Source organism: Paenalcaligenes niemegkensis (assembly GCF_022230885.1).
GTDB classification, from domain to species: domain Bacteria; phylum Pseudomonadota; class Gammaproteobacteria; order Burkholderiales; family Burkholderiaceae_B; genus Paenalcaligenes; species Paenalcaligenes niemegkensis.
Map to the genome: position 1 here is coordinate 330,546 of NZ_JAKGCT010000005.1, position 18,601 is coordinate 349,146.

22 protein-coding genes and 5 pseudogenes are annotated in these 18,601 nt (G+C 47.7%); 23 read left to right on the plus strand and 4 right to left on the minus strand.

Going from position 1 to position 18,601, the window contains the following annotated elements:
• Nucleotides 1-17: 17 nt before the first annotated feature.
• From L1889_RS19440 to L1889_RS17230, 4 genes and pseudogenes are all read left to right on the plus strand, one after another.
• A pseudogene (locus tag L1889_RS19440) lies at nt 18-143 on the plus strand (Arm DNA-binding domain-containing protein); the annotation flags it as partial.
• A 371-nt stretch (nt 144-514) separates the two neighbouring features.
• Complete coding sequence (locus L1889_RS17225; protein WP_238666242.1) at nt 515-1,576, plus strand: Fic family protein; 1,062 nt, start codon at nt 515-517, stop codon at nt 1,574-1,576.
• On the plus strand, nt 1,573-1,701 hold the full coding sequence (locus tag L1889_RS18620; protein WP_257794034.1) for a hypothetical protein: 129 nt from the start codon (nt 1,573-1,575) through the stop codon (nt 1,699-1,701). The genes L1889_RS17225 and L1889_RS18620 overlap by 4 nt, the downstream gene beginning before the upstream one ends.
• A gap of 4 nt (nt 1,702-1,705) precedes the next feature.
• Nucleotides 1,706-2,380, plus strand: coding sequence for an Rpn family recombination-promoting nuclease/putative transposase (locus L1889_RS17230; RefSeq protein WP_238666243.1), 675 nt, complete (start codon nt 1,706-1,708; stop codon nt 2,378-2,380).
• Between the two features lie 80 nt (nt 2,381-2,460).
• Here the strand turns inward: L1889_RS17230 and L1889_RS17235 are convergent, their stop codons facing one another.
• Together L1889_RS17235 and L1889_RS17240 are read right to left on the minus strand one after the other, a co-directional pair.
• The gene (locus tag L1889_RS17235) at nt 2,461-2,706 is read right to left on the minus strand and encodes a hypothetical protein (protein ID WP_238666244.1); all 246 of its coding nucleotides are present in this window, start codon (nt 2,704-2,706) and stop codon (nt 2,461-2,463) included.
• Between the two features lie 110 nt (nt 2,707-2,816).
• A complete protein-coding gene (locus tag L1889_RS17240) occupies nt 2,817-3,563 on the minus strand; it encodes an IclR family transcriptional regulator (RefSeq protein ID WP_238666245.1) in 747 nt (248 codons plus the stop codon).
• 140 nt (nt 3,564-3,703) lie between these two features.
• On the opposite strand from L1889_RS17240, the gene L1889_RS17245 reads away from it, so the two are divergent.
• From L1889_RS17245 to L1889_RS17275, 7 genes and pseudogenes are all read left to right on the plus strand, one after another.
• A complete protein-coding gene (locus L1889_RS17245) occupies nt 3,704-4,399 on the plus strand; it encodes an RraA family protein (protein ID WP_238666246.1) in 696 nt (231 codons plus the stop codon).
• A pseudogene (locus L1889_RS17250) lies at nt 4,399-5,339 on the plus strand (hydroxyacid dehydrogenase). Before L1889_RS17245 ends, L1889_RS17250 begins: the two are co-directional and overlap by 1 nt.
• Before the next feature lie 12 nt (nt 5,340-5,351).
• Entirely contained in the window at nt 5,352-5,792 is a 441-nt protein-coding gene (locus L1889_RS17255; RefSeq protein WP_238666247.1) for a tripartite tricarboxylate transporter TctB family protein, read from the plus strand.
• 37 nt (nt 5,793-5,829) lie between these two features.
• Nucleotides 5,830-6,417: a hypothetical protein gene (locus L1889_RS17260; protein ID WP_238666248.1), complete on the plus strand. Its 588-nt coding sequence runs from the start codon at nt 5,830-5,832 to the stop codon at nt 6,415-6,417.
• The gene (locus L1889_RS17265) at nt 6,378-6,812 is read left to right on the plus strand and encodes a Bug family tripartite tricarboxylate transporter substrate binding protein (RefSeq protein ID WP_238666249.1); all 435 of its coding nucleotides are present in this window, start codon (nt 6,378-6,380) and stop codon (nt 6,810-6,812) included. The genes L1889_RS17260 and L1889_RS17265 overlap by 40 nt, the downstream gene beginning before the upstream one ends.
• A 78-nt stretch (nt 6,813-6,890) precedes the next feature.
• Nucleotides 6,891-8,399: a tripartite tricarboxylate transporter permease gene (locus tag L1889_RS17270; protein ID WP_238666250.1), complete on the plus strand. Its 1,509-nt coding sequence runs from the start codon at nt 6,891-6,893 to the stop codon at nt 8,397-8,399.
• Nucleotides 8,400-8,474: 75 nt separating this feature from the next.
• A pseudogene (locus L1889_RS17275) lies at nt 8,475-9,198 on the plus strand (IclR family transcriptional regulator).
• On the opposite strand, the gene L1889_RS17285 reads toward L1889_RS17275, so the two are convergent.
• Nucleotides 9,193-10,068 carry a TauD/TfdA dioxygenase family protein gene (locus L1889_RS17285; RefSeq protein ID WP_238666253.1) on the minus strand — a complete coding sequence of 292 codons (876 nt, stop codon included), beginning with the start codon at nt 10,066-10,068 and terminating at the stop codon, nt 9,193-9,195. The pseudogene L1889_RS17275 and the gene L1889_RS17285 sit on opposite strands and share 6 nt — an antisense overlap.
• A gap of 194 nt (nt 10,069-10,262) precedes the next feature.
• On the opposite strand from L1889_RS17285, the pseudogene L1889_RS17290 reads away from it, so the two are divergent.
• Nucleotides 10,263-10,847, plus strand: a pseudogene (locus tag L1889_RS17290) (dTDP-glucose 4,6-dehydratase); the annotation flags it as partial.
• 12 nt (nt 10,848-10,859) lie between these two features.
• Nucleotides 10,860-11,396, plus strand: coding sequence for a dTDP-4-dehydrorhamnose 3,5-epimerase (rfbC, locus tag L1889_RS17295; protein ID WP_238666254.1), 537 nt, complete (start codon nt 10,860-10,862; stop codon nt 11,394-11,396).
• 24 nt (nt 11,397-11,420) lie between these two features.
• Here the strand turns inward: rfbC and L1889_RS19335 are convergent.
• Nucleotides 11,421-11,624: pseudogene (locus L1889_RS19335) on the minus strand (Fic family protein); the annotation flags it as partial.
• 152 nt (nt 11,625-11,776) lie between these two features.
• On the opposite strand from L1889_RS19335, the gene rfbD reads away from it, so the two are divergent.
• The 10 genes from rfbD (at nt 11,777) to L1889_RS17345 (ending at nt 18,599) form a co-directional block, all read left to right on the plus strand.
• Complete coding sequence (gene rfbD / locus L1889_RS17300; RefSeq protein WP_238666255.1) at nt 11,777-12,673, plus strand: dTDP-4-dehydrorhamnose reductase; 897 nt, start codon at nt 11,777-11,779, stop codon at nt 12,671-12,673.
• A 105-nt stretch (nt 12,674-12,778) separates the two neighbouring features.
• Nucleotides 12,779-12,994 carry a hypothetical protein gene (locus L1889_RS17305; RefSeq protein WP_238666256.1) on the plus strand — a complete coding sequence of 72 codons (216 nt, stop codon included), beginning with the start codon at nt 12,779-12,781 and terminating at the stop codon, nt 12,992-12,994.
• A 272-nt stretch (nt 12,995-13,266) separates the two neighbouring features.
• Complete coding sequence (locus tag L1889_RS17310) at nt 13,267-13,620, plus strand: MarR family EPS-associated transcriptional regulator (RefSeq protein WP_238666257.1); 354 nt, start codon at nt 13,267-13,269, stop codon at nt 13,618-13,620.
• 46 nt (nt 13,621-13,666) lie between these two features.
• A complete protein-coding gene (locus tag L1889_RS17315) occupies nt 13,667-14,833 on the plus strand; it encodes a nucleotide sugar dehydrogenase (RefSeq protein WP_238666258.1) in 1,167 nt (388 codons plus the stop codon).
• A 26-nt stretch (nt 14,834-14,859) separates the two neighbouring features.
• Entirely contained in the window at nt 14,860-15,963 is a 1,104-nt protein-coding gene (gene rfbB, locus L1889_RS17320) for a dTDP-glucose 4,6-dehydratase (RefSeq protein WP_238666259.1), read from the plus strand.
• Between the two features lie 9 nt (nt 15,964-15,972).
• On the plus strand, nt 15,973-16,836 hold the full coding sequence (gene rfbA, locus L1889_RS17325) for a glucose-1-phosphate thymidylyltransferase RfbA (protein WP_238666260.1): 864 nt from the start codon (nt 15,973-15,975) through the stop codon (nt 16,834-16,836).
• Between the two features lie 6 nt (nt 16,837-16,842).
• A complete protein-coding gene (locus L1889_RS17330; RefSeq protein WP_238666261.1) occupies nt 16,843-17,106 on the plus strand; it encodes a hypothetical protein in 264 nt (87 codons plus the stop codon).
• Nucleotides 17,103-17,561, plus strand: coding sequence for a TDP-N-acetylfucosamine:lipid II N-acetylfucosaminyltransferase family protein (locus L1889_RS17335; RefSeq protein ID WP_238666262.1), 459 nt, complete (start codon nt 17,103-17,105; stop codon nt 17,559-17,561). The genes L1889_RS17330 and L1889_RS17335 overlap by 4 nt, the downstream gene beginning before the upstream one ends.
• Nucleotides 17,558-17,899, plus strand: a complete 342-nt coding sequence (locus tag L1889_RS17340; protein WP_238666263.1) for a hypothetical protein — start codon at nt 17,558-17,560, stop codon at nt 17,897-17,899. The genes L1889_RS17335 and L1889_RS17340 overlap by 4 nt, the downstream gene beginning before the upstream one ends.
• A complete protein-coding gene (locus L1889_RS17345) occupies nt 17,892-18,599 on the plus strand; it encodes an NAD-dependent epimerase/dehydratase family protein (RefSeq protein WP_238666264.1) in 708 nt (235 codons plus the stop codon). Before L1889_RS17340 ends, L1889_RS17345 begins: the two co-directional genes overlap by 8 nt.
• Nucleotides 18,600-18,601 lie beyond the last annotated feature (2 nt).

Genomic DNA, 18,601 nt, shown 5'->3' on the forward strand with positions numbered 1-18,601 from the left:
CGCAGTGGAGTCCGACGATGCCCGAAAATCTACTCACCGACCTCAAGGTTAGGTCGGCCAAATCGACTGATCGAGACTGGAAACTTTCAAACGGCGGGGGCTTGTTCCTGCTGGTCAAGCCCACCGGCGGCAAGCTCTGGCGGAGGGCAGCGGCACAGCATAGAGACGATTTGGTCGGTTGTGACAGAGCGAGTGAGCAAGGGTGGGCGGCCTTTTCCTTTTCAGGGTAGGGCCGTTGTCCCTTGAGTGCCGTTCCCTTGCCGTTTGCCTTTGCCCCAGGTTGGGCCTATGAATGGGGTAAACAATGGATTAAATGGGGTAATTTGTAATTTATTGCCCTATTTTTAGTATTATGTCGCCCGTTTTCTTCCTGGTCAGCTTTGTCGGTCCCTCACGACCGGGCCTACGTTCAGGAAATGGGGTAGTCAAACACTGTTAATGAGGTATTTATAGAGACAATGCCCCATTTAACAGCTATGATTACCCCATTTAGACAGCCTGGGCTTACATTTCAATGCACTCGCTCACACCCGAGTACCTTGCCGCGCTTCGCTTCGATGGCACTCAAGCCGCCACGTTGCGCGCACTGGGCCAGTACCAGGGCAAGCAGCAACTCTACGCCGCGCAGTCGCCCGAAGCCCTCAAGGGCCTGCGCCAGATCGCGGTGGTGGAGTCCACCGAGTCGTCCAACCGGCTGGAGGGTGTTGTCATAGCGCCCTCGCGTTTGAAGTCTCTGGTCATCCGCAACGCAACGCCAAAGAGCCGTTCCGAACAGGAGATCGCCGGCTACCGTGATGCCCTGGCGCTGATCCACGAGTCTGCCGCGCACATGCCCTTCAGCGATGGCGTGGTGCTGCAACTGCACACCCTGCTGTATCGCTACATGCCGCAGGCGGGCGGGCGCTGGAAGGCCACCGATAACGACATCATCGAGCGTCACCCGGATGGCACTTCGCGCCTGCGCTTCCAGCCGGTGGCTTCGCATCTCACGCCGATGGCCATGGCTGATCTGACAGGGCGCTACGCCACCGCGCTGGACCAGCACCTGGCCGACCCGTTGGTACTGGTGCCGCTGGCGATGCTCGACTTCCTGTGCATCCACCCTTTCCCGGACGGCAACGGTCGCATGTCCCGCTTGTTGACCCTGCTGCTGCTCTACCACTTCGACTATGCCGTGGGCCGCTACATCAGCTTAGAACGCATCTTCGAGGACACCAAGGAAGGTTATTACGAGACGCTGGAAGCCAGTTCGCAGGGATGGCACCAGGGGCAGCACGACGTCAAACCTTGGCTCGACTACTTCTGGGGTGCCTTGCTACGGGCCTACCGCGAATTCGAGGAGCGTGTCGGCACCATCGAACGGGGACGTGGCAGCAAGGGCGACCGGGTGCGGGCGGAAGTCCTGGGGCGCAGCTTGCCATTCTCGATTTCGGAGATCGAAGAAGCTTGCCCGGGCGTGAGCCGGGACATGGTGCGGCTGGTGTTGCGGGCGATGAAGTCAGAGAGACTGATCGAATCGACGGGCAAAGGGCGTGGGGCAAAGTGGCTTCGCATCAATCAAGGGGATGAGAAATGAAGACTAGAAAAAGTATTTTCAGCCTCGACATCCGCGACGATCACACTTGCGGCAATGTGCCCGCGTTCCAGACCGAGGAAATGATCGCGGGTAACCAAGGCTTCCTCATCGCCAGGGAGGCTTGATAGTGTGGATTTGACGACGCTTGAGCCTCATAAGGGCAGTTATGTTACGGATGAGTTGACCCAGCGCCATGATGACAGTATTTGGCGGGTGCGTTTTGATGGCACCTGGGTTTACCTGTATTTAATGATTGAGTTTCAGTCCAGCGATGATCATTTTATGGCTGTACGTGTGGTCACCTACACTGGGCTTTTGTACCAGGATATTATCCGTTCCACAGGGCTGGGGCAGGGTGATAAGCTGCCACCTGTTTTGCCTATCGTGCTTTATAATGGCAGCAAAAGGTGGTCGGGCCCGCACGAGCTTGCCGAACCGCATTACAAGCAGATTCGGCAAACGTTTTCCATTTGGATTAGTCGCTTGCTACGAACCCGGTTTCGCAACGATGCTATTCCTGAACAACATGATTTGGAAGAGGTGAACACCATGCTGGCAGAGAATTTGGAGCAGTGGATACAAGGGATTGAAGATCGGAGCGAAGCTAAAGGCAAAGCCAAGGGTAAGGTCGAAGGGAGGAGCGACGGTGAACGTCAGTTGCTGCTGAAGCTAATTAAGTTGAAATTTGGTTCGGTTCCGGATTGGGTGCAAGCCAAGCTTGATCAGGCCAGCTCCGGGCAGATGGATGTTTGGGGTGAGCGCATACTAACTGCTGATAGCCTGGACGCGTTGTTGGCTGATTAAGGTTTGTTCAGGCTTAGTGTGCTTGTGTTCTAAGGTTGTTGTTAAATACCTTAAGGATGGCGCCTAAGCTTGTGCTGGGCTTACACCAGCTCCAATTCTTCCAGTATGTCGTCCACGTTGGCAGAGGATTGGCGTAGGGCTGTGAAGTATTGGCTATTCTCGTAAAAAACGGGAAAATTTCGGATTTCGTAAATAAAGACCTGATCTGTCAGGACGGACAGCATTTTGTACTCTAATGTGTCTGTGTCCGGGTTCATGTGCATCAGTTCTGCCATTCTGGCATTCGCTGTTAAGTACTCGTCTAAGCTCTCGATCAAATGACGCATGGGATTAATTCTCTTGCAGGGAGTCGACACCGCATTGTGCCCGCTTATGTGTAAAAAAGTAACCTATCAGAATTGACAGGTTGTTTATGTCCCGTTTATGTAGTAGCGCCTCAAGAGGCGCTGCGGCCGCTGGCTGCGGGGCTTTCGCTAAATCCCGTACATACGTTTACAAAGAGCGACGCTGGCTCCAAGCTGTCGAGACAGAGATGCGGAAGCATTAACAAGCAAACTTTTGAGCTTTTCTTGATCTGCAGCGCGAATCCGAGTTGATAAGCCAGATACAGCCAGCGCGCCAAAAAACTCTCGTTAATTCCGAAAATAGGCATTGAGACAGAACTAACGTATTTGTCGCGGACGCCCTCTGATGTGATCGGTAACGGCAAAACATCGGGCGAGAGTGGGGCTTTATCAATTCCCCATGTACGCAGAATTTTTCCAATAGAGCTTTCATCTAGAGGCAGGAGTGAGCCTGGGATAACGGTGTCGCGCATTCCTTCGGTGGGTTCGATCCTCCATTGGCACAGCCGTGAATTGCCACTCAGTACGTAATAAGAAACGCTTTCGCCGGTAGCAGAACATAGCTCTTGAAGTATAGGTTGAACTAAGGTTTCAAGCTGAAAGGTTCGGCTGTATAAGCTGCCCAAATACAGAACTCTCGGTCCTAAGGAATAGAGCCCATCGCTTTGGCGAACAACATAGTTCATGCGTTCGAGCGAGTTCAGTAAGCGATAAGCAGTGGTCTTATGCAAACCGGCACTAACCGCCAGTTCAGTAAGGGTTAGCTGGGGCGATGCGATAGTAAAGCAGTCTAGAAGAACCAGAGCACGTTCTACGGAGTTGACACCTGTATTACTCATAATTGATCTCATTATTATCGGGTATCCCCCTATTGTTGCACAGAAGTTCGCATTTTATAGTTTCTGTAGGCGCAACAGTGTTGTACCTAGTGAAACAAATAAATGTATTTAATTTACCGGGCGTTTTAATCGAACTTCTTATGACAGCTGCTTCTTCGTTTCAACCTATCATCCGCGACATCACTCGCGTGAGTCCTGACGTTATCGAGCTTGCGCGCTCTTTACCCGCCGCTATCTTGGCTGATGTGCTGGGGCGCCGAGGCACTGCCCATGGTCGCATTAAGCCCTTAAGTCAAACCATGAGAGTAGTAGGCCCGGCGGTTACTGTTGAGGTAAGACCCGGAGACAACCTCATGTTTCATGCCGCCTTGGCAATTGCGCAACCTGGTGATGTCATCGTGGTCGATGGAAAGGGTGACCAAACAAGCGCGCTGTGTGGTGGAATCATGGCATTTCAGGCAAGTGAAAGTGGAATTGCCGGGTTCGTAGTCGACGCAGCGGTACGTGACGCCGAAGAAATTTGTGCAGCAGGCTTTCCGGTATTCTCTGTGGGCACCAATCCTTCCGGGCCCACAAAGGGACTAGGCGGGCTGGTTAATCACCCAATTTCTATGGGTGGAGTTTCCGTTAACCCCGGAGACCTTATTGTGGGTGACGCTGATGGTGTAGTGGTGATCCCTCGGGATCGCGCAGCGGAGCTAATGGCGCTAGGACAAAAGAAATTGGAAGACGAGGCAAGCCGTATGGAAAAAATCAGCGAAGGGGATTTGCGCAGCGCTTGGTTAGAGCCGGCGTTGAGGCAGATGGGCATACTAGACCAGGGGAGTTCATTGTAATGAGCCAGGATAATAAAGAAAAAATATTGGTCACAGCAGCAGACCTGGCAGACGAAGCAAAGGAGCTGTTAAATAGCTATGAACTGGTTTTTACTGGCAGAACAACGGATTACGAGCACATCGCTTCGCTAATAAAAGAGCATCAACCCGTAGCGGTCATTGTCCGATATAGCGGGGTAAACAAAGCGGCGCTTGAGCAAGCTAAAGCACTGAGAGTTATCTCCAAACATGGCAGCGGTGTCGATTCTATCGATCTTGAGGCAGCACAAGCGCATGGCATAGAGGTTCGCGCCGCAAGCGGTGTCAATGCGAATGCGGTCGCCGAACATGCTTTCGCCTTAATTCTGGCTTGCTCGAAATCGATAGTGGTCTTGAATGAGCGTATGCAAGCAGGCCACTGGGACAAACCCACCCATCAGAGTATTGAACTCGCTGGAAAAACACTTGGTTTGGTTGGGATTGGAGCTATAGGCCAGCGAGTGGCGGAAATGGCCAAGGCTTTTAACATGAGTGTGATTGCCTATGACCCTGCTCCTCAGAACAGTAGTGGCGATATTGAGAGCGTTGAGCTTGACGAGATCTGGAGGCGCGCTGATGTGATCTCCCTACATTGCCCACTTACTTCGCAAACCCGAAACCTGATCAATAAAGAAACGCTTAAAAAATGAAGACCGGTGTCACCATCATTAATACGGCGCGAGGTGCGGTCATTAATGAAACAGACACAATCCATATGCTAAAAGCCGGGCAGGTAGGCGCTTTAGGTCTTGATACCTTTGCTGTTGAACCATTGCCACCTGAAAGCCCGTTACGTCACGTGCCCAACGTCATACTCAGCCCGCATATCGGTGGAGTAACACAAGAAGCCTATATCGCTATGGGCGTGGCAGCGGCCAAGAACGTATTGAGCGTACTGGCTTCTGAACCCATCCCAACCTGATTGCGGAGAAAAATGATGGAACGTGCTGTTGTAGGTGTTTGGTTCCTTGTTTGCGTATTTCTTATCTATGTAGGCTGGGACTTATATGCCCCTTATTCCTATGAACCTTTAGGGCCTAAGCCGTACCCCATCATTTTACTAGCCTTGATGGCACTAGGGGCCATGGTGCTGGTAGTGAGAAACCCAGGCAGCGTGCGCCCTGTAAATAAAGCGCTGTTACTTAAAAGAGCAGTGTGCGTTCTCGCGATGGTTGCTTATGGGCTAACTATTGAATGGCTTGGTTTTTTAATTGCCAGTTTTTTACTGGCATGGGTATTGGCAGTTTTTTATGGTGGAAGCGTTTGGAAAGGTGGCTTGGCAGCGCTCGTGATATCTGTGTTCGCCTATGTCGCATTTGAGTATGTGTTGGATGTGCCTTTGCCACTCGGCCTGCTCGATCCTTTCTTTTCCTGAAGACATTTATTAATAAAACGATAACGAGGAGAGGTGCATGTTACGCACTCTAGCAAAAGTATCTGTTGTATCCCTTGCCTTGCTGGGCATAGGGGTTTCCACCGTAGCAAGCGCAGAGCCCAGAAGACCGGAATGTATTGCACCGTCTAAACCGGGTGGTGGCTTTGATTTAACCTGCAAGATTCTGCAAATGGGTCTAAAAGACACTGGTTTGATGAAAAGCTCCATGCGGGCTACCTATATGCCCGGAGGGGTGGGTGCTGTAGCGTTTAACACTATTAACGCTCACCGCAGGGCCGAGCCGGGTACGGTGGTGGCATTTGGTAGCGGCAGCCTGCTGAATCTAATGCAAGGCCGCTTTGGTAAATACACTGAAAAAGACGCAAGATGGCTTGCCTCCGTTGGGGTTGATTACGGCATGTTTGCGGTGCGGGGCGACTCAAAGTACAAGAGTTTGGAAGATGTAGTCAAAGCATTACAAAACGATCCCTCAAGCGTAGTGTTCGGTATCTCCGGATCACCCGGTAATCCTCACTGGATGAAAACCGCTTTATTCGCTCGTGAAATCGGCGTAGATCCGAAAAAATGCGCTTTGTTTCTTTTGAAGGAAACGTTGAAGCGCTAACAAATATGTTGGGCGGGCATGTGGACGTGCTTAGCAACGATGTAAGCGCCATCGTGAGTCATCTGGAAAGCGACGATTTGCGTGTACTTGGAGTTCTGACTCAGCAGCGCTTGCCTGGCAAATACAGTGAGCTGCCAACCGCAGTTGAGCAAGGCTACGACGTCGACTGGTCAGTATTACGAGGCGTATACCTGGGGCCTGACGTGAGCGATGAAGATTATGAATGGTGGAACCAAACGATTAAGGAGCTTTATAAGACAGATCGCTACGCTGAGTTGCGTGATCAGTTTGGTTTTTTTCCGCTTGAACTGAGTGGCAGCGATTTACAAGAAACGCTGGATGCGCAAATCGCCCAGTACCGTGAATTATCCGAAGAGTTCGGTTTCACTCAGTAAGTTGAGTATTGCCGTCAATAATGCACCTATAACGGTTAGCTCCAGCCGCGTGGCTGGAGCTATAAAAACAGAAAGTCGATGGATACATTAAATTTCTTAGGACTGGGTTTTGAGGTTGCCTTGCGGCCACTTAACCTCTTGGTCGCTCTGGCGGGCTCACTGATAGGCACTGTGGTTGGGCTACTGCCTGGCTTAGGTCCGGTTAACGGTATTGCATTACTGATTCCTGTTGCCTTTGCACTTGGTTTACCGCCTGACTCGGCATTAATTCTTTTAGCCGCTGTTTATCTGGGATGTGAGTATGGCGGACGTATCTCATCCATACTGCTGAATATTCCGGGTGAGGCTGGCGCAGTCATGAGTACGCTGGATGGCTTCCCTTTAGCTCAGCAGGGGAAGGCGGGTATTGCACTTTCCATCTCGGCCTGGAGTTCATTTCTTGGCACCTTTTCTGCAGCCATTGGTTTTGTGTTATTTGCTCCTTTGCTGGCAAAGTGGGCGATAGCTTTTGGGCCTTCGGAGTACTTTGCGCTGATGGTGTTTGCGATTGTCTGCCTCGGAGGCATGGTTGGTGATAAACCGCTAAAGACCTTAATGGCAGCCATGCTCGGCCTGTTTTTGTCAGCAGTAGGGATTGATGGAAGCACGGGCACGTACAGGTTTACTTTTGGCACGCTAGGTTTATCAGACGGCATACAGTTTGTTGTATTAGTGCTTGGTCTGTTTTCAGTTAGTGAAATTCTGACGCTAATGGAAAAAACAGAAATTGGTTCAAAACTTGCCAGCACCACAGGTAGAAAGCTTTTCAATTTGAAAGAAGTCTCTTTCGTCTGGTGGACGAATGTGCGCAGTGCCTTAACAGGGTTCTTATTTGGAATTCTCCCTGGTGCGGGCCTATTGATTGCAACGGCATTAAGCTACAGCAATGAAAAACGCATAGCAGGCGAAAGCGGTAAGTTTGGAGAAGGAGATTTACGGGGTCTGGCTGCTCCGGAGACAGCGAATAGCGCTGCAGCGACCGGCTCAATGGTGCCTATGCTGACACTCGGTGTACCAGGTTCGGGTACTACTGCGGTCATGATGGGGGCTCTTGCCTTGTACAACATAACGCCGGGTCCGTTGCTTTTTCAGCAACAGCCCGACATGGTTTGGGGGTTAATAGCCTCGCTATTCATAGCGAACATCATGTTGCTCGTACTGAACATACCGATGGTTGGTGTTTTTGCTCGCATCTTATTGGTTCCTACCTGGGTCCTGGTTCCCTTCATCACCATCATTACGATGCTGGGTGTGTGGTCAGTGCACTCGTCGCCTTTCGATCTGCTCTTGATGGTAGGAATCGGTGTCGTGGGCTATATCCTCAGAAAGCTCGACTTTCCGCTATCGGCAATTTTGCTAGGATTCGTCTTGGGTGGGCTTATGGAGGATAACTTACGCCGTGCTTTGTCGATCTCCGACGGAGATATCGCCATTCTGTTTGCTAGCCCGATTTCCAAAGTGGTGTGGGCGGTAATTCTTGTGATGGTGCTGTTACCTATATGGCGTTCTTATAAAAGGTTGCAAACCAGAAAAAGAGCAGAGGCTTAATAAGCGACTGTTATTTAACGACTTAAGATCAGCGTTGTCTTCGCGATGCTGACCTTAAGTCTTTGGTGAAGACCAATGAGCACCTCAAACACAGACAGCGCAGCAAGTGGCACAGTCATCGCTGTAGCGCGGGCCTTGACTCTGTTGCAATGCTTCACCTTACAAGATGGTTATCTGTCGCTAGCTGAGCTCAGTAAACGCAGCGCCTTACATAAAACAACGGTATTACGCTTGGCCCGCACCTTGGCTGAGTATCAGTATCTGGTGCGACGCCATGATGGAGCCTGGCGCTTAGGGTCGGCTGCTGGGTGGCTGGGTGCACGGTATCAGGCGTCTTTGGACCTTTCTACCTCAATAGAACCTGTACTAAAGAAGCTCGCTAAAATTGCGAATGAAAGTGCAACCTTCTTTGTGAAAGAAGACCACACACGAGTTTGTCTATACAGAGCCGAAGGCCCGTTGGCTGGCCGTCATTATTTTCGTATTGGCCAGTCGCTGCCGCTTGAGATAGGGAGTCCGGGGAAAACCATTCTGGCCTTCAGCGGCGAGCAGGGCGAAGCCTTCGAAGCGATACGAAAAAGGGGTATTACGCTTCTAGCGGTGAACGGGATCCGGGGTAGCCAGCATTTCAGCGCCAGTGTATGGCGTTGACTGGAAGTTGCTCGGTGCGATCAGTGTATCGGGCCCGTACGCCCGCTTGAATGCAGAAAAAATGGAAAGCCTGGTAGAGCCTATACTTGAGCATGCAAACCAGTTATCGATAGCATTAGGCGGGCATAGGGTTGTACGATTGCTATAAGGCACCGGCGACTTCAGGAGCCTTGATTGTGGTGCGATGCATGTAACGAATGCCGTGGGCCTTATAGTTAGGCACGGCGTAGTGCATTACACAGCGGTTATCCCACATCAATAAATCGTTAAGCTGCCAAACATGGCGATACACGTTATCGGGCTGAGTTGAGTGCTCGAACAAAAAATCCAGAATGGCGCGACTTTCTGCCGTCGGGATACCAATAATGTGCGAGGTAAAGCCAGGGTTCACAAAAAGTACCTTGCGGCCAGAGTCAGGATGCACCTTAATTAGTGGATGGACGGCTTGTTTCTGGCTGGCCTGATCCAGCTTGCCCACATATTCTTTTGCATAACTTGTTTGAAGGGCTGCCGTTAAAATTGAATGCGAGGCTTCCAGGCCGCTAAGCATCTGCTTCATCGGTTCAGAAAGGGTTTCATAGGCACGGTACATATTAGCAAACATCGTATCGCCGCCTACAGTAGGTAGCTCTCGCGCCAAAAGCAGTGAGCCTGTAGGGGGAGCAGCATGCCACGAAGCGTCCGAGTGCCAGAAGGTACCGGCGTCTTCCCGCCCTACAGGCTTGCCATCTATTTGTTTGTTTGAAACCTGATAGATTTCTGGGTGGCCTTCTAAGTAGTAGTGGGCGAGCGCTGGGTTGTTTTTAGCGCCTTCACTATAGACATTACCAAATACCCCGCTAAATGCTATATGTTGCTCGGGAGTCAGGTTTTGATTACGAAAAAACAAAATACCATCGGCATCCAGCCATGCCTGCTGCAGTATCGCTACCTGTTCTGCGGTTAAGGGCTGGCTGACATCAATACCTTGAGCTTCCAAACCAAATCCCGGAGTGGCCGGGCGTAATGTAATACTCATAACTAGTCTCCCATGGTCATGCATGTTGTGGTTTAAATAGACACTCGACAAGATGAATTGAATTGTAGAAATAGGGTTCGAGTACCACAATGTGGTTTCACAGAATGAAACGGGGAGGTAGATAAGCCTTGCTCGTTACCTTGTCGCCGCTTTTTCCGCTATGGTTGAAAAGAAAACTAAGTTCGCCCCAGCGTTACCGGGCTAGCTCGCCTTATTCGGCAAGCAAGGCCGGGGCTGACCATTTGGTGCGGGCCTGGCGACGGACGTATGGCTTGCCTACGCTGATAACCAACTGCTCCAACAACTACGGTCCCTACCATTACCCTGAAAAGCTTATTCCGCTCGTTATCGTCAATGCACTGGCAGGCAAGCCGCTGCCGGTTTATGGGCAGGGTACTCAGGTTCGAGACTGGCTGTATGTGGACGATCACGCGCGTGCACTGTATGCGGTGCTGACAACGGGGCAGCCGGGTGAAACCTACAACATTGGTGGCCATAACGAGAAGCAGAATATTGAAGTCGTACACGCCATCTGCCATTTACTGGACGAGCTACATCCCAGTTCTCCAGTCATACCGCATGCCTCATTGATTCGCCATGTGGAAGACCGTCCGGGGCACGATGTACGCTATGCCATTGATGCGTCAAAAATCCAGAATGAACTGGGCTGGGCGCCCGAAGAAAGTTTTGAATCTGGAATTCGTAAAACCGTAGAGTGGCACTTGCATAAGCTGGACTTAAGCAAGACCGGCTATGGCCAATATCTGAAAAACCCTTGATACAGCACTGACATGAAAGTGATACAAACCGCGTTGCCAGGTGTATTAATTATCGAAGCCAATGTGTTTGGAGACAGTCGGGGCTTTTTTACCGAGGTCTACCACGCTGAGCGGTACCGGGAGGCCGGCATAGAGCTGCCTTTCGTGCAAGACAACCATTCTCGCTCACCGCGTGGCGTGTTACGTGGGTTGCATTTTCAGCGCACACGTCCACAAGGCAAGCTGGTGCGGGTTAGTCGTGGGCTGGTTTATGACGTGGTCGTCGACATTAACCCGCAGTCGGCTACCTGTGGACAATATACAGCGGTGGAGCTAAGTGATGAGAACCACCGTCAAGTCTGGGTACCACCCGGTTATGCCCATGGTTTTTGCGTACTCAGCGACGTGGCCGATTTTCAATACAAGTGTACTGACTTTTACTTTCCGGAAGATGAAGGAGGAGTGCTGTGGAATGATCCGGAAATCGGTATTCCCTGGCCAGTGGATAACCCGCTGCTTTCCGAGAAGGATAAGAACAACCCTTTGCTGCAAGAACTTCTGAGCTTATGAGCGAAAAGCGATTTCGGGCTTTGATCACCGGTGCCAGCGGCCAGTCTTCGTCACCCGGTATTTCTGTAAGCGGCTATTTGGTTTTTCAGGAATAGTCATCTCCAGAAGCCCTTGTTCCAACAATGGCACAATGTGGCGCTTATAGTTCATGTAAGCATTAGATAAGCCAATGGCAGCCAATAGCTCTTGTCTGCTTAGTGGTTGATCCACGCAGCTATTGAGGATGGTTTTGACTTGCTCACTGACTGGCGCACTGACTTGCTCACTTTTAGAAACCTACTGTAAGGCCTGATGTGCGGGTTGCGGAAGATGAGAGCGTTTAAAAATGGTTATGATTACCTTCAATTAAACAACCCTTTGCTGCAAGAACTTCTGAGCTTATGAGCGAAAAGCGACTTCGGGCTTTGATCACCGGTGCAAGCGGCCAGTTAGGCCATGAGTTGGTGCGCACCTCACCCGGAGGCGCTTTTATACTGGCGCCAAGCTCTGCCGAGCTGGATATCAGTGATGCCGAAGCGGTGGAGCGGACGGTACAGCTTTTTAAACCTGACCTGCTTATTAACGCGGCGGCCTACACGGCGGTAGACAAGGCCGAATCTGAGGTTGAACAGGCTTATGCTGTTAACAGGGACGGCGTAGCCAACCTGGCACGCAGTGCGCAGGCAGCCAGGGTTCCGGTTTTTCATGTATCAACCGATTACGTGTTTTCCGGCGAGGCTGATGAACCCTATACCGAAGATGACGCCACCGGGCCTCTAGGTGTCTACGGCGCCAGCAAGCTGGCTGGCGAGAAAGCCCTGCTGGCCGAATGCCCCAACAGCCTAATCCTACGCATCAGTTGGCTGTTTGGCGCTTATGGCAATAACTTTGTTAACAAGATGCTGGAAATGGGCCCCAGCGGCGTCGAGCTAGGGGTGGTGAACGATCAATATGGAAGCCCTACCTCGGTAAGGAGCGTGGCAGACGCATTATGGGGCTTGGCTGGTCGTTACCGTCTGCACGGTACGCTGGATTGGGGAATCTACCATTACGCCGGTAGCCCAGCCTGTACATGGTATGAGTTTGCCGTAGAGATTTTTCGTCAGGCCCATGCCCGGTGTTTAATAGGCAGAATACCCGTAGTTAATGCCATCGAGACTACGCAATACCCAACCCCGGCGAAGCGCCCGGCGTGGTCAGTGTTAAGCGGTGAAAAAATACAATTTGTTTATGGCATTGAGCCTGTGGACTGGCGAGATGAGCTTGATACGGTGTTAGACATACTGCAAACATCCTGATCAAAGCCAGAATATCCCGAGGGCATTCGTTACTCCAAAGTCTTTTCTGCGCATTATCGTCTATTGACTTGTAACTAGAGGTTAAATGGCGCTAGCATTACGGGCATGCCTTTACTTACCGCCATAGATGAGTACGACAGTGCCATCACAACGATTACGATTCACGCCCGCCTGGGCCTGACAAACTCAGACCCAGCACAGAGGGAGGCCGCGCTGCGCGCGATATTAGCCTTATGTGAAAAAGTTGATGAAACGGTGACTGATGTTCTGACTTATACGACCGGAGCTGAGCAGATAGAGCATTATGGAATGCTAAAATAGTGCTTGTTTGATTCTATTAAAAGTATCTATTTCTGGGCCGCATGTAGCGTAACAACTCTTTAGGACGCTTAGTTGAAAGCTAATGCATAAACTTGAAATTTAAAGTAATTTTCATTTTTACTTGTCACATAATAGAAACATAGAACTGTAATAAAAGATCTATATAGTTACTTTTTATTCAGAACTGAGAATTGCTTCTCTTTCCTCTTAGTGAGCGTGCTATAGTTGCGTTCAATCATTGAACGCTAGCCGGTATCCCCGGCTTTTTTATTATGAAACGCCCTGAATACACCGCACTGTACGAAGAAAGCCACCTGGAAGTGCTACGGGTGCTGGAGCAGAACCCACATCTTAGCCAACGCGAACTGGCTGAGGAACTGGGCATCAGTGTGGGTAAAACCAACTATTGCATTAAGGCTCTAGTCGACAAGGGTTTGCTAAAAATCAACAACTTCCGCAATAACAAGAATAAAAGCGGTTATGTGTATTTATTGACCCCTGCAGGTATCGCAAAGAAAACTGAATTAACCGTAAAGTTTTTACAACGAAAAATGCGTGAGTATGAAATATTGCAAAAAGAAATTGCAGCGTTGAAAACAGAGCTAGAGCGAACATCAGATTCTTAAACTGAGTATATGAAATACTGAATTAGAATAAACTGGAAGATTAATTATGAAGATAGTAGTGGTAGGCACAGGATATGTAGGTCTATCTAATGCGGTATTGCTAGCGCAGCACAACACGGTAGTGGCTGTTGACATTATTGCTCAGAAAGTAGAGCAAATTAATAACAAGATTTCGCCCATCGAGGATGCAGAGATACAGCATTATTTGGAAAATAATAGCTTAAGTCTGAGTGCTACTACTGATGCAAGCACTGCCTACGAAGGGGCCAGCTTTGTAATTATCGCTACCCCGACTGATTACGATCCAAAAACCAACTATTTTGATACTACTAGCGTAGAAGCCGTTATTCAAAATGTGCTTAACATCAACCCAAGTGCGGTGATGGTTATTAAGTCGACGGTACCTGTTGGCTACACAAAGTCAATTAAAGAGAAATTCGCCACAAATAATATTTTGTTTTCGCCGGAGTTTCTACGCGAAGGTAAGGCACTGCACGACAACTTACATCCATCACGCATTGTTGTTGGTGAGCATAGTAAGCGAGCTGAAACGTTCGCCAGCTTACTGCAGCAAGGCGCAATCAAACAGGACATTCCTGTACTATTTACGGATGCCACCGAGGCAGAGGCTATTAAATTATTTTCTAATACCTACCTAGCCATGCGAGTTGCCTACTTCAATGAGTTAGACACGTATGCTCAGATACATGGGCTGAGTACAAAACAAATTATTGAAGGTGTAGGACTAGATCCCCGTATCGGTAACCATTACAACAACCCGTCCTTTGGGTATGGCGGATACTGCCTGCCTAAAGACACTAAACAGTTGTTGGCAAATTACGATCAAGTGCCTAACAACCTGGTTAGAGCGATTGTGGATTCAAATCGTACGCGTAAGGATTTCATTGCTGAGTCTATCTTAGAAAGAAGTCCTAAAGTGGTAGGTATATATCGTTTAGTGATGAAGTCTGGCTCGGATAATTTCAGGACTTCGGCTATTCAGGGGGTCATGAAGCGTATCAAAGCTAAAGGGGTCGAGGTAGTCGTGTATGAGCCGGTGCTGGAAGAGAAGAGCTTCTTCGGTTCAAGTGTTCTGCATGATTTGAACCAGTTCAAAGAGGTTTCAGATGTCATAGTAGCAAACCGAGTTACGACTGAAATTAAAGATGTGTCGGAAAAAATCTATACACGCGATTTGTTCGGTAATGACTGAGTCGTATCTTTAATGGAGTCGAAAGTATGAAAATTTTAGTAACTGGCGGGGCTGGATTTATAGGCTCTGCAGTCATACGCCATATTATCCAACATACTCAGGATGCAGTGGTCAATCTGGATAAACTGACCTACGCCGGTAACCTTGAGTCCCTTGGCGATAGTTGTTACAGCGAGCGTTATGACTTTGAGCAGGTGGACATCTGCAACCGTACTGAGCTTGACCGCGTTTTCAGAGAGCAGCAACCGGATAGGGTTATGCATCTTGCAGCTGAGTCCCATGTGGATCGCTCGATCGATGGTCCGGCAGCTTTTATCGAAACTAATATCGTTGGCACTTATACGTTACTTGAGGCTGCGCGAGCATATTGGAATAGACTGGGTGATGAACGTAAAGCAGATTTCAGATTTCATCATATTTCCACTGATGAGGTTTACGGTGATCTCGAAGGCCCTGAGGATCTATTTACTGAAACTACGCCCTATGCGCCTAGCTCGCCCTACTCGGCCAGTAAAGCTAGCTCTGATCATTTGGTTCGTGCTTGGCAAAGAACTTACGGGCTTCCGATCTTAATTACCAACTGCTCAAATAATTATGGACCTTATCATTTTCCGGAAAAACTAATTCCGTTGATGATCTTGAATGCCTTGGAAGGCAAGCCTTTACCAGTATATGGGAAAGGAGATCAGGTTCGTGACTGGCTTTATGTTGAAGATCACGCTCGCGCGCTTTATCTCGTGTTAAATGAGGGGCGAATAGGCGAAACCTATAATATCGGTGGTCATAACGAAAAGCAGAATATTGAAGTTGTACACACTCTTTGCGATTTGCTCGATGAACTACGGCCGCTCTCTGCAACTTCGGAGAGTATCCGCGCCGCAATGCGGAGTAATGGCCTACCGAGTCTTTCCTATAGAGAGCTGATTACCCACGTAACAGATCGTCCTGGCCACGACCTACGCTACGCCATTGATGCTAGTAAGATTCAACGTGAATTAGGTTGGACACCGGAGGAAACTTTCGAGTCCGGAATTCGTAAGACCGTTGAATGGTATTTGAACAATACTAGGTGGTGTGAGCGAGTGCAAGATGGTAGCTACCAGCGAGAACGACTCGGCGTAAGAACATAAGGATTGAATATGAAAGGCATAGTTCTGGCCGGTGGTTCCGGCACACGCTTGTATCCAATTACGAAGGGGGTATCAAAACAATTGCTGCCCATTTATGACAAACCGATGATTTATTACCCTTTATCAGTGCTGATGTTGGCGGGGATTCGGGATGTTTTATTGATTAGTACCCCCGACGACATTAGTAGTTACCAACGACTCTTGGGTGATGGTGCGAGTTTTGGTATCAATTTGACGTACGCTATCCAGCCGAGCCCGGATGGTCTTGCTCAAGCTTTCATCATTGGTGAGGAATTCATCGCCAATGATCCGGTCTGTCTGGTGCTAGGAGACAATATTTTCTATGGACAGGGCTTCACTCCCATGCTTAAAAGCGCGGCCCAACGTGAAAAAGGCGCAACAGTGTTTGGCTATCAGGTAAAAGACCCTGAGCGTTTTGGTGTAGTGGAGTTTGATAAACAAAAGCGAGCTGTTTCTATTGAGGAAAAGCCTCTTAAGCCTAAATCCCATTTTGCGGTAACCGGGTTGTATTTTTATGATAATGATGTCGTGGAGATAGCTAAAGCAGTTACACCCTCTGCCAGAGGTGAGCTGGAAGTTACGAGTATTAACCAGGTGTATCTGGAGCGTGGCTACCTGAACGTCGAGCTAATGGGACGGGGATTCGCTTGGCTGGATACAGGTACGCACGAAAGTCTTCTGGAAGCTGGGTTGTTCGTTGAAACTATTGAAAAGCGCCAAGGATATAAGATCGCTTGTTTGGAGGAGATCGCTTACAACCAAGGCTGGCTCAGTAGCGAGCAAGTTTTGGAAGCAGCAAGAATGCTTTCGAAAAATGGTTACGGCCAATACTTGGTGGATTTGGTGAAGTAGGTTTATATGACTAAAAAAACACTCCATATTGCCAGTTGTGATAAATTTATTCCTCCATTTATTGAGTTTGTTAAGGAAAACTTTAACTCCTTCGAGCATGAGTTTTTGCTCACCAATGGAATGGCAGAAAGAGAGCTTAAGAGAGATAAGAATATCTATCTTAGCAAAATAAGTATCTTAGGAAAATTGATATTTTACGCAAAGGTCATTATAAAATCTCATCAAGCAAAAAAATTATTCTGCATGGCCTATTTGATCAGAAGTTTGTGATTATTTTATTCTTCATGCCTTGGCTTTTAAAAAAAAGTTACTGGATAATGTGGGGAGGAGATCTATATGTCTATCAACTAGGTGAGCGTAACTGGAAATGGAGATTTAGGGAGTTATTTCGTAGGCCTGTGATTAGACGAATGGCTTATTTCTCTACAACTGTACCCGGAGATTATGAACTCGTTAAGAAATGGTATTCTACAAATTCAAAGTTTATTCATAATTTGATGTACCAAAGTCACTTATATAGAGATTCTAATCAAATTGAATGCAAGCTTGATAAAGGACAGAATGTATTTATTCAAATTGGTAACTCTGCTGATCCAAGCAATAATCATTTTGAAATCATAGAAAAAATATCCAAATTTAAAGATAGGAATATTAAAGTTTTATGTCCTTTATCATATGGGTCTGTAGAGCATAGAGAGGCTGTGATTTCTTTTGGAAAAAAATGATTGGAAATAAATTTATACCAATTGTAGATTATATGAGTTTTGACGAGTATAACTCTTATATGGCTTGTATAGATGTAGCTATATTTAATCATGATAGACAGCAGGCTATGGGTAATATTATTGGTTTATTGAGCCTCGGGAAGAAGGTCGTCTTGAAATCAACCATTACCCCATATAAATTCTTTTCAGATATTGGTTTAAATATTTATGAGTTATCTGACGATGAATTATTAAAAAAATTACCAAAAGAAATTAGAGAAAGAAACATTAATTTAATGCGCGATTATTTTAATGATGAAAGGTTACGTTCAAATTGGGAAGAGGTTTTTCATGGGTAATAAAATTATCGGAAATGGCATGTTAGCTAAGGCTTTTATGTCTAGTGGTTCGAATAAATGTTTGTTTTTTTGCTCGGGTGTTTCAAATTCTAATGAATCTAAGAGTTCAGAATTTGAAAGAGAAGAAAAACTGCTTATGAAAAATCTGCACGATAATGAGAGTTTTTGTTTTGTTTATTTTAGCAGCGTTCTAGCTGATCATAGCAAAAATGACTATTATATGCATAAGGCTAAAATGGAACGATTGATATTAGATAATTCGTCTAATTATTTGATATTGAGGCTGCCACAGGTTGCGGGTCATGTATTAAATGAAACGCTTTTACCCTGTTTTGTGAAAAATATCTATACAGGTAATAGTTTTACGGTTTATAAAGGTGCAGTAAGAACGATTATTGATGTGGATGATGTTGTGAAAGGATTTGATTGGGTATTCAATATGAATTTTCGTAATAAGATTTTAAATTTATGTCCAAACTATGCTTTTAATCCAGAAGAATTGGTTAAGACTATAGAGAAAGAAATAGGAAGAAAGGCTTATTACAACGTGGTGGACCGAAATTCAATTCAACTATGTCAACCAAATGAAGTCTTTAAAGAAATGGACTTTCTAAGTGAAAATGAAAATTATTTAGAAAAAGTAGTAAAAAAGTACTCCTCTGGAATCATCAATCTTATCGATGAGTTAGTAATGAAATGAAA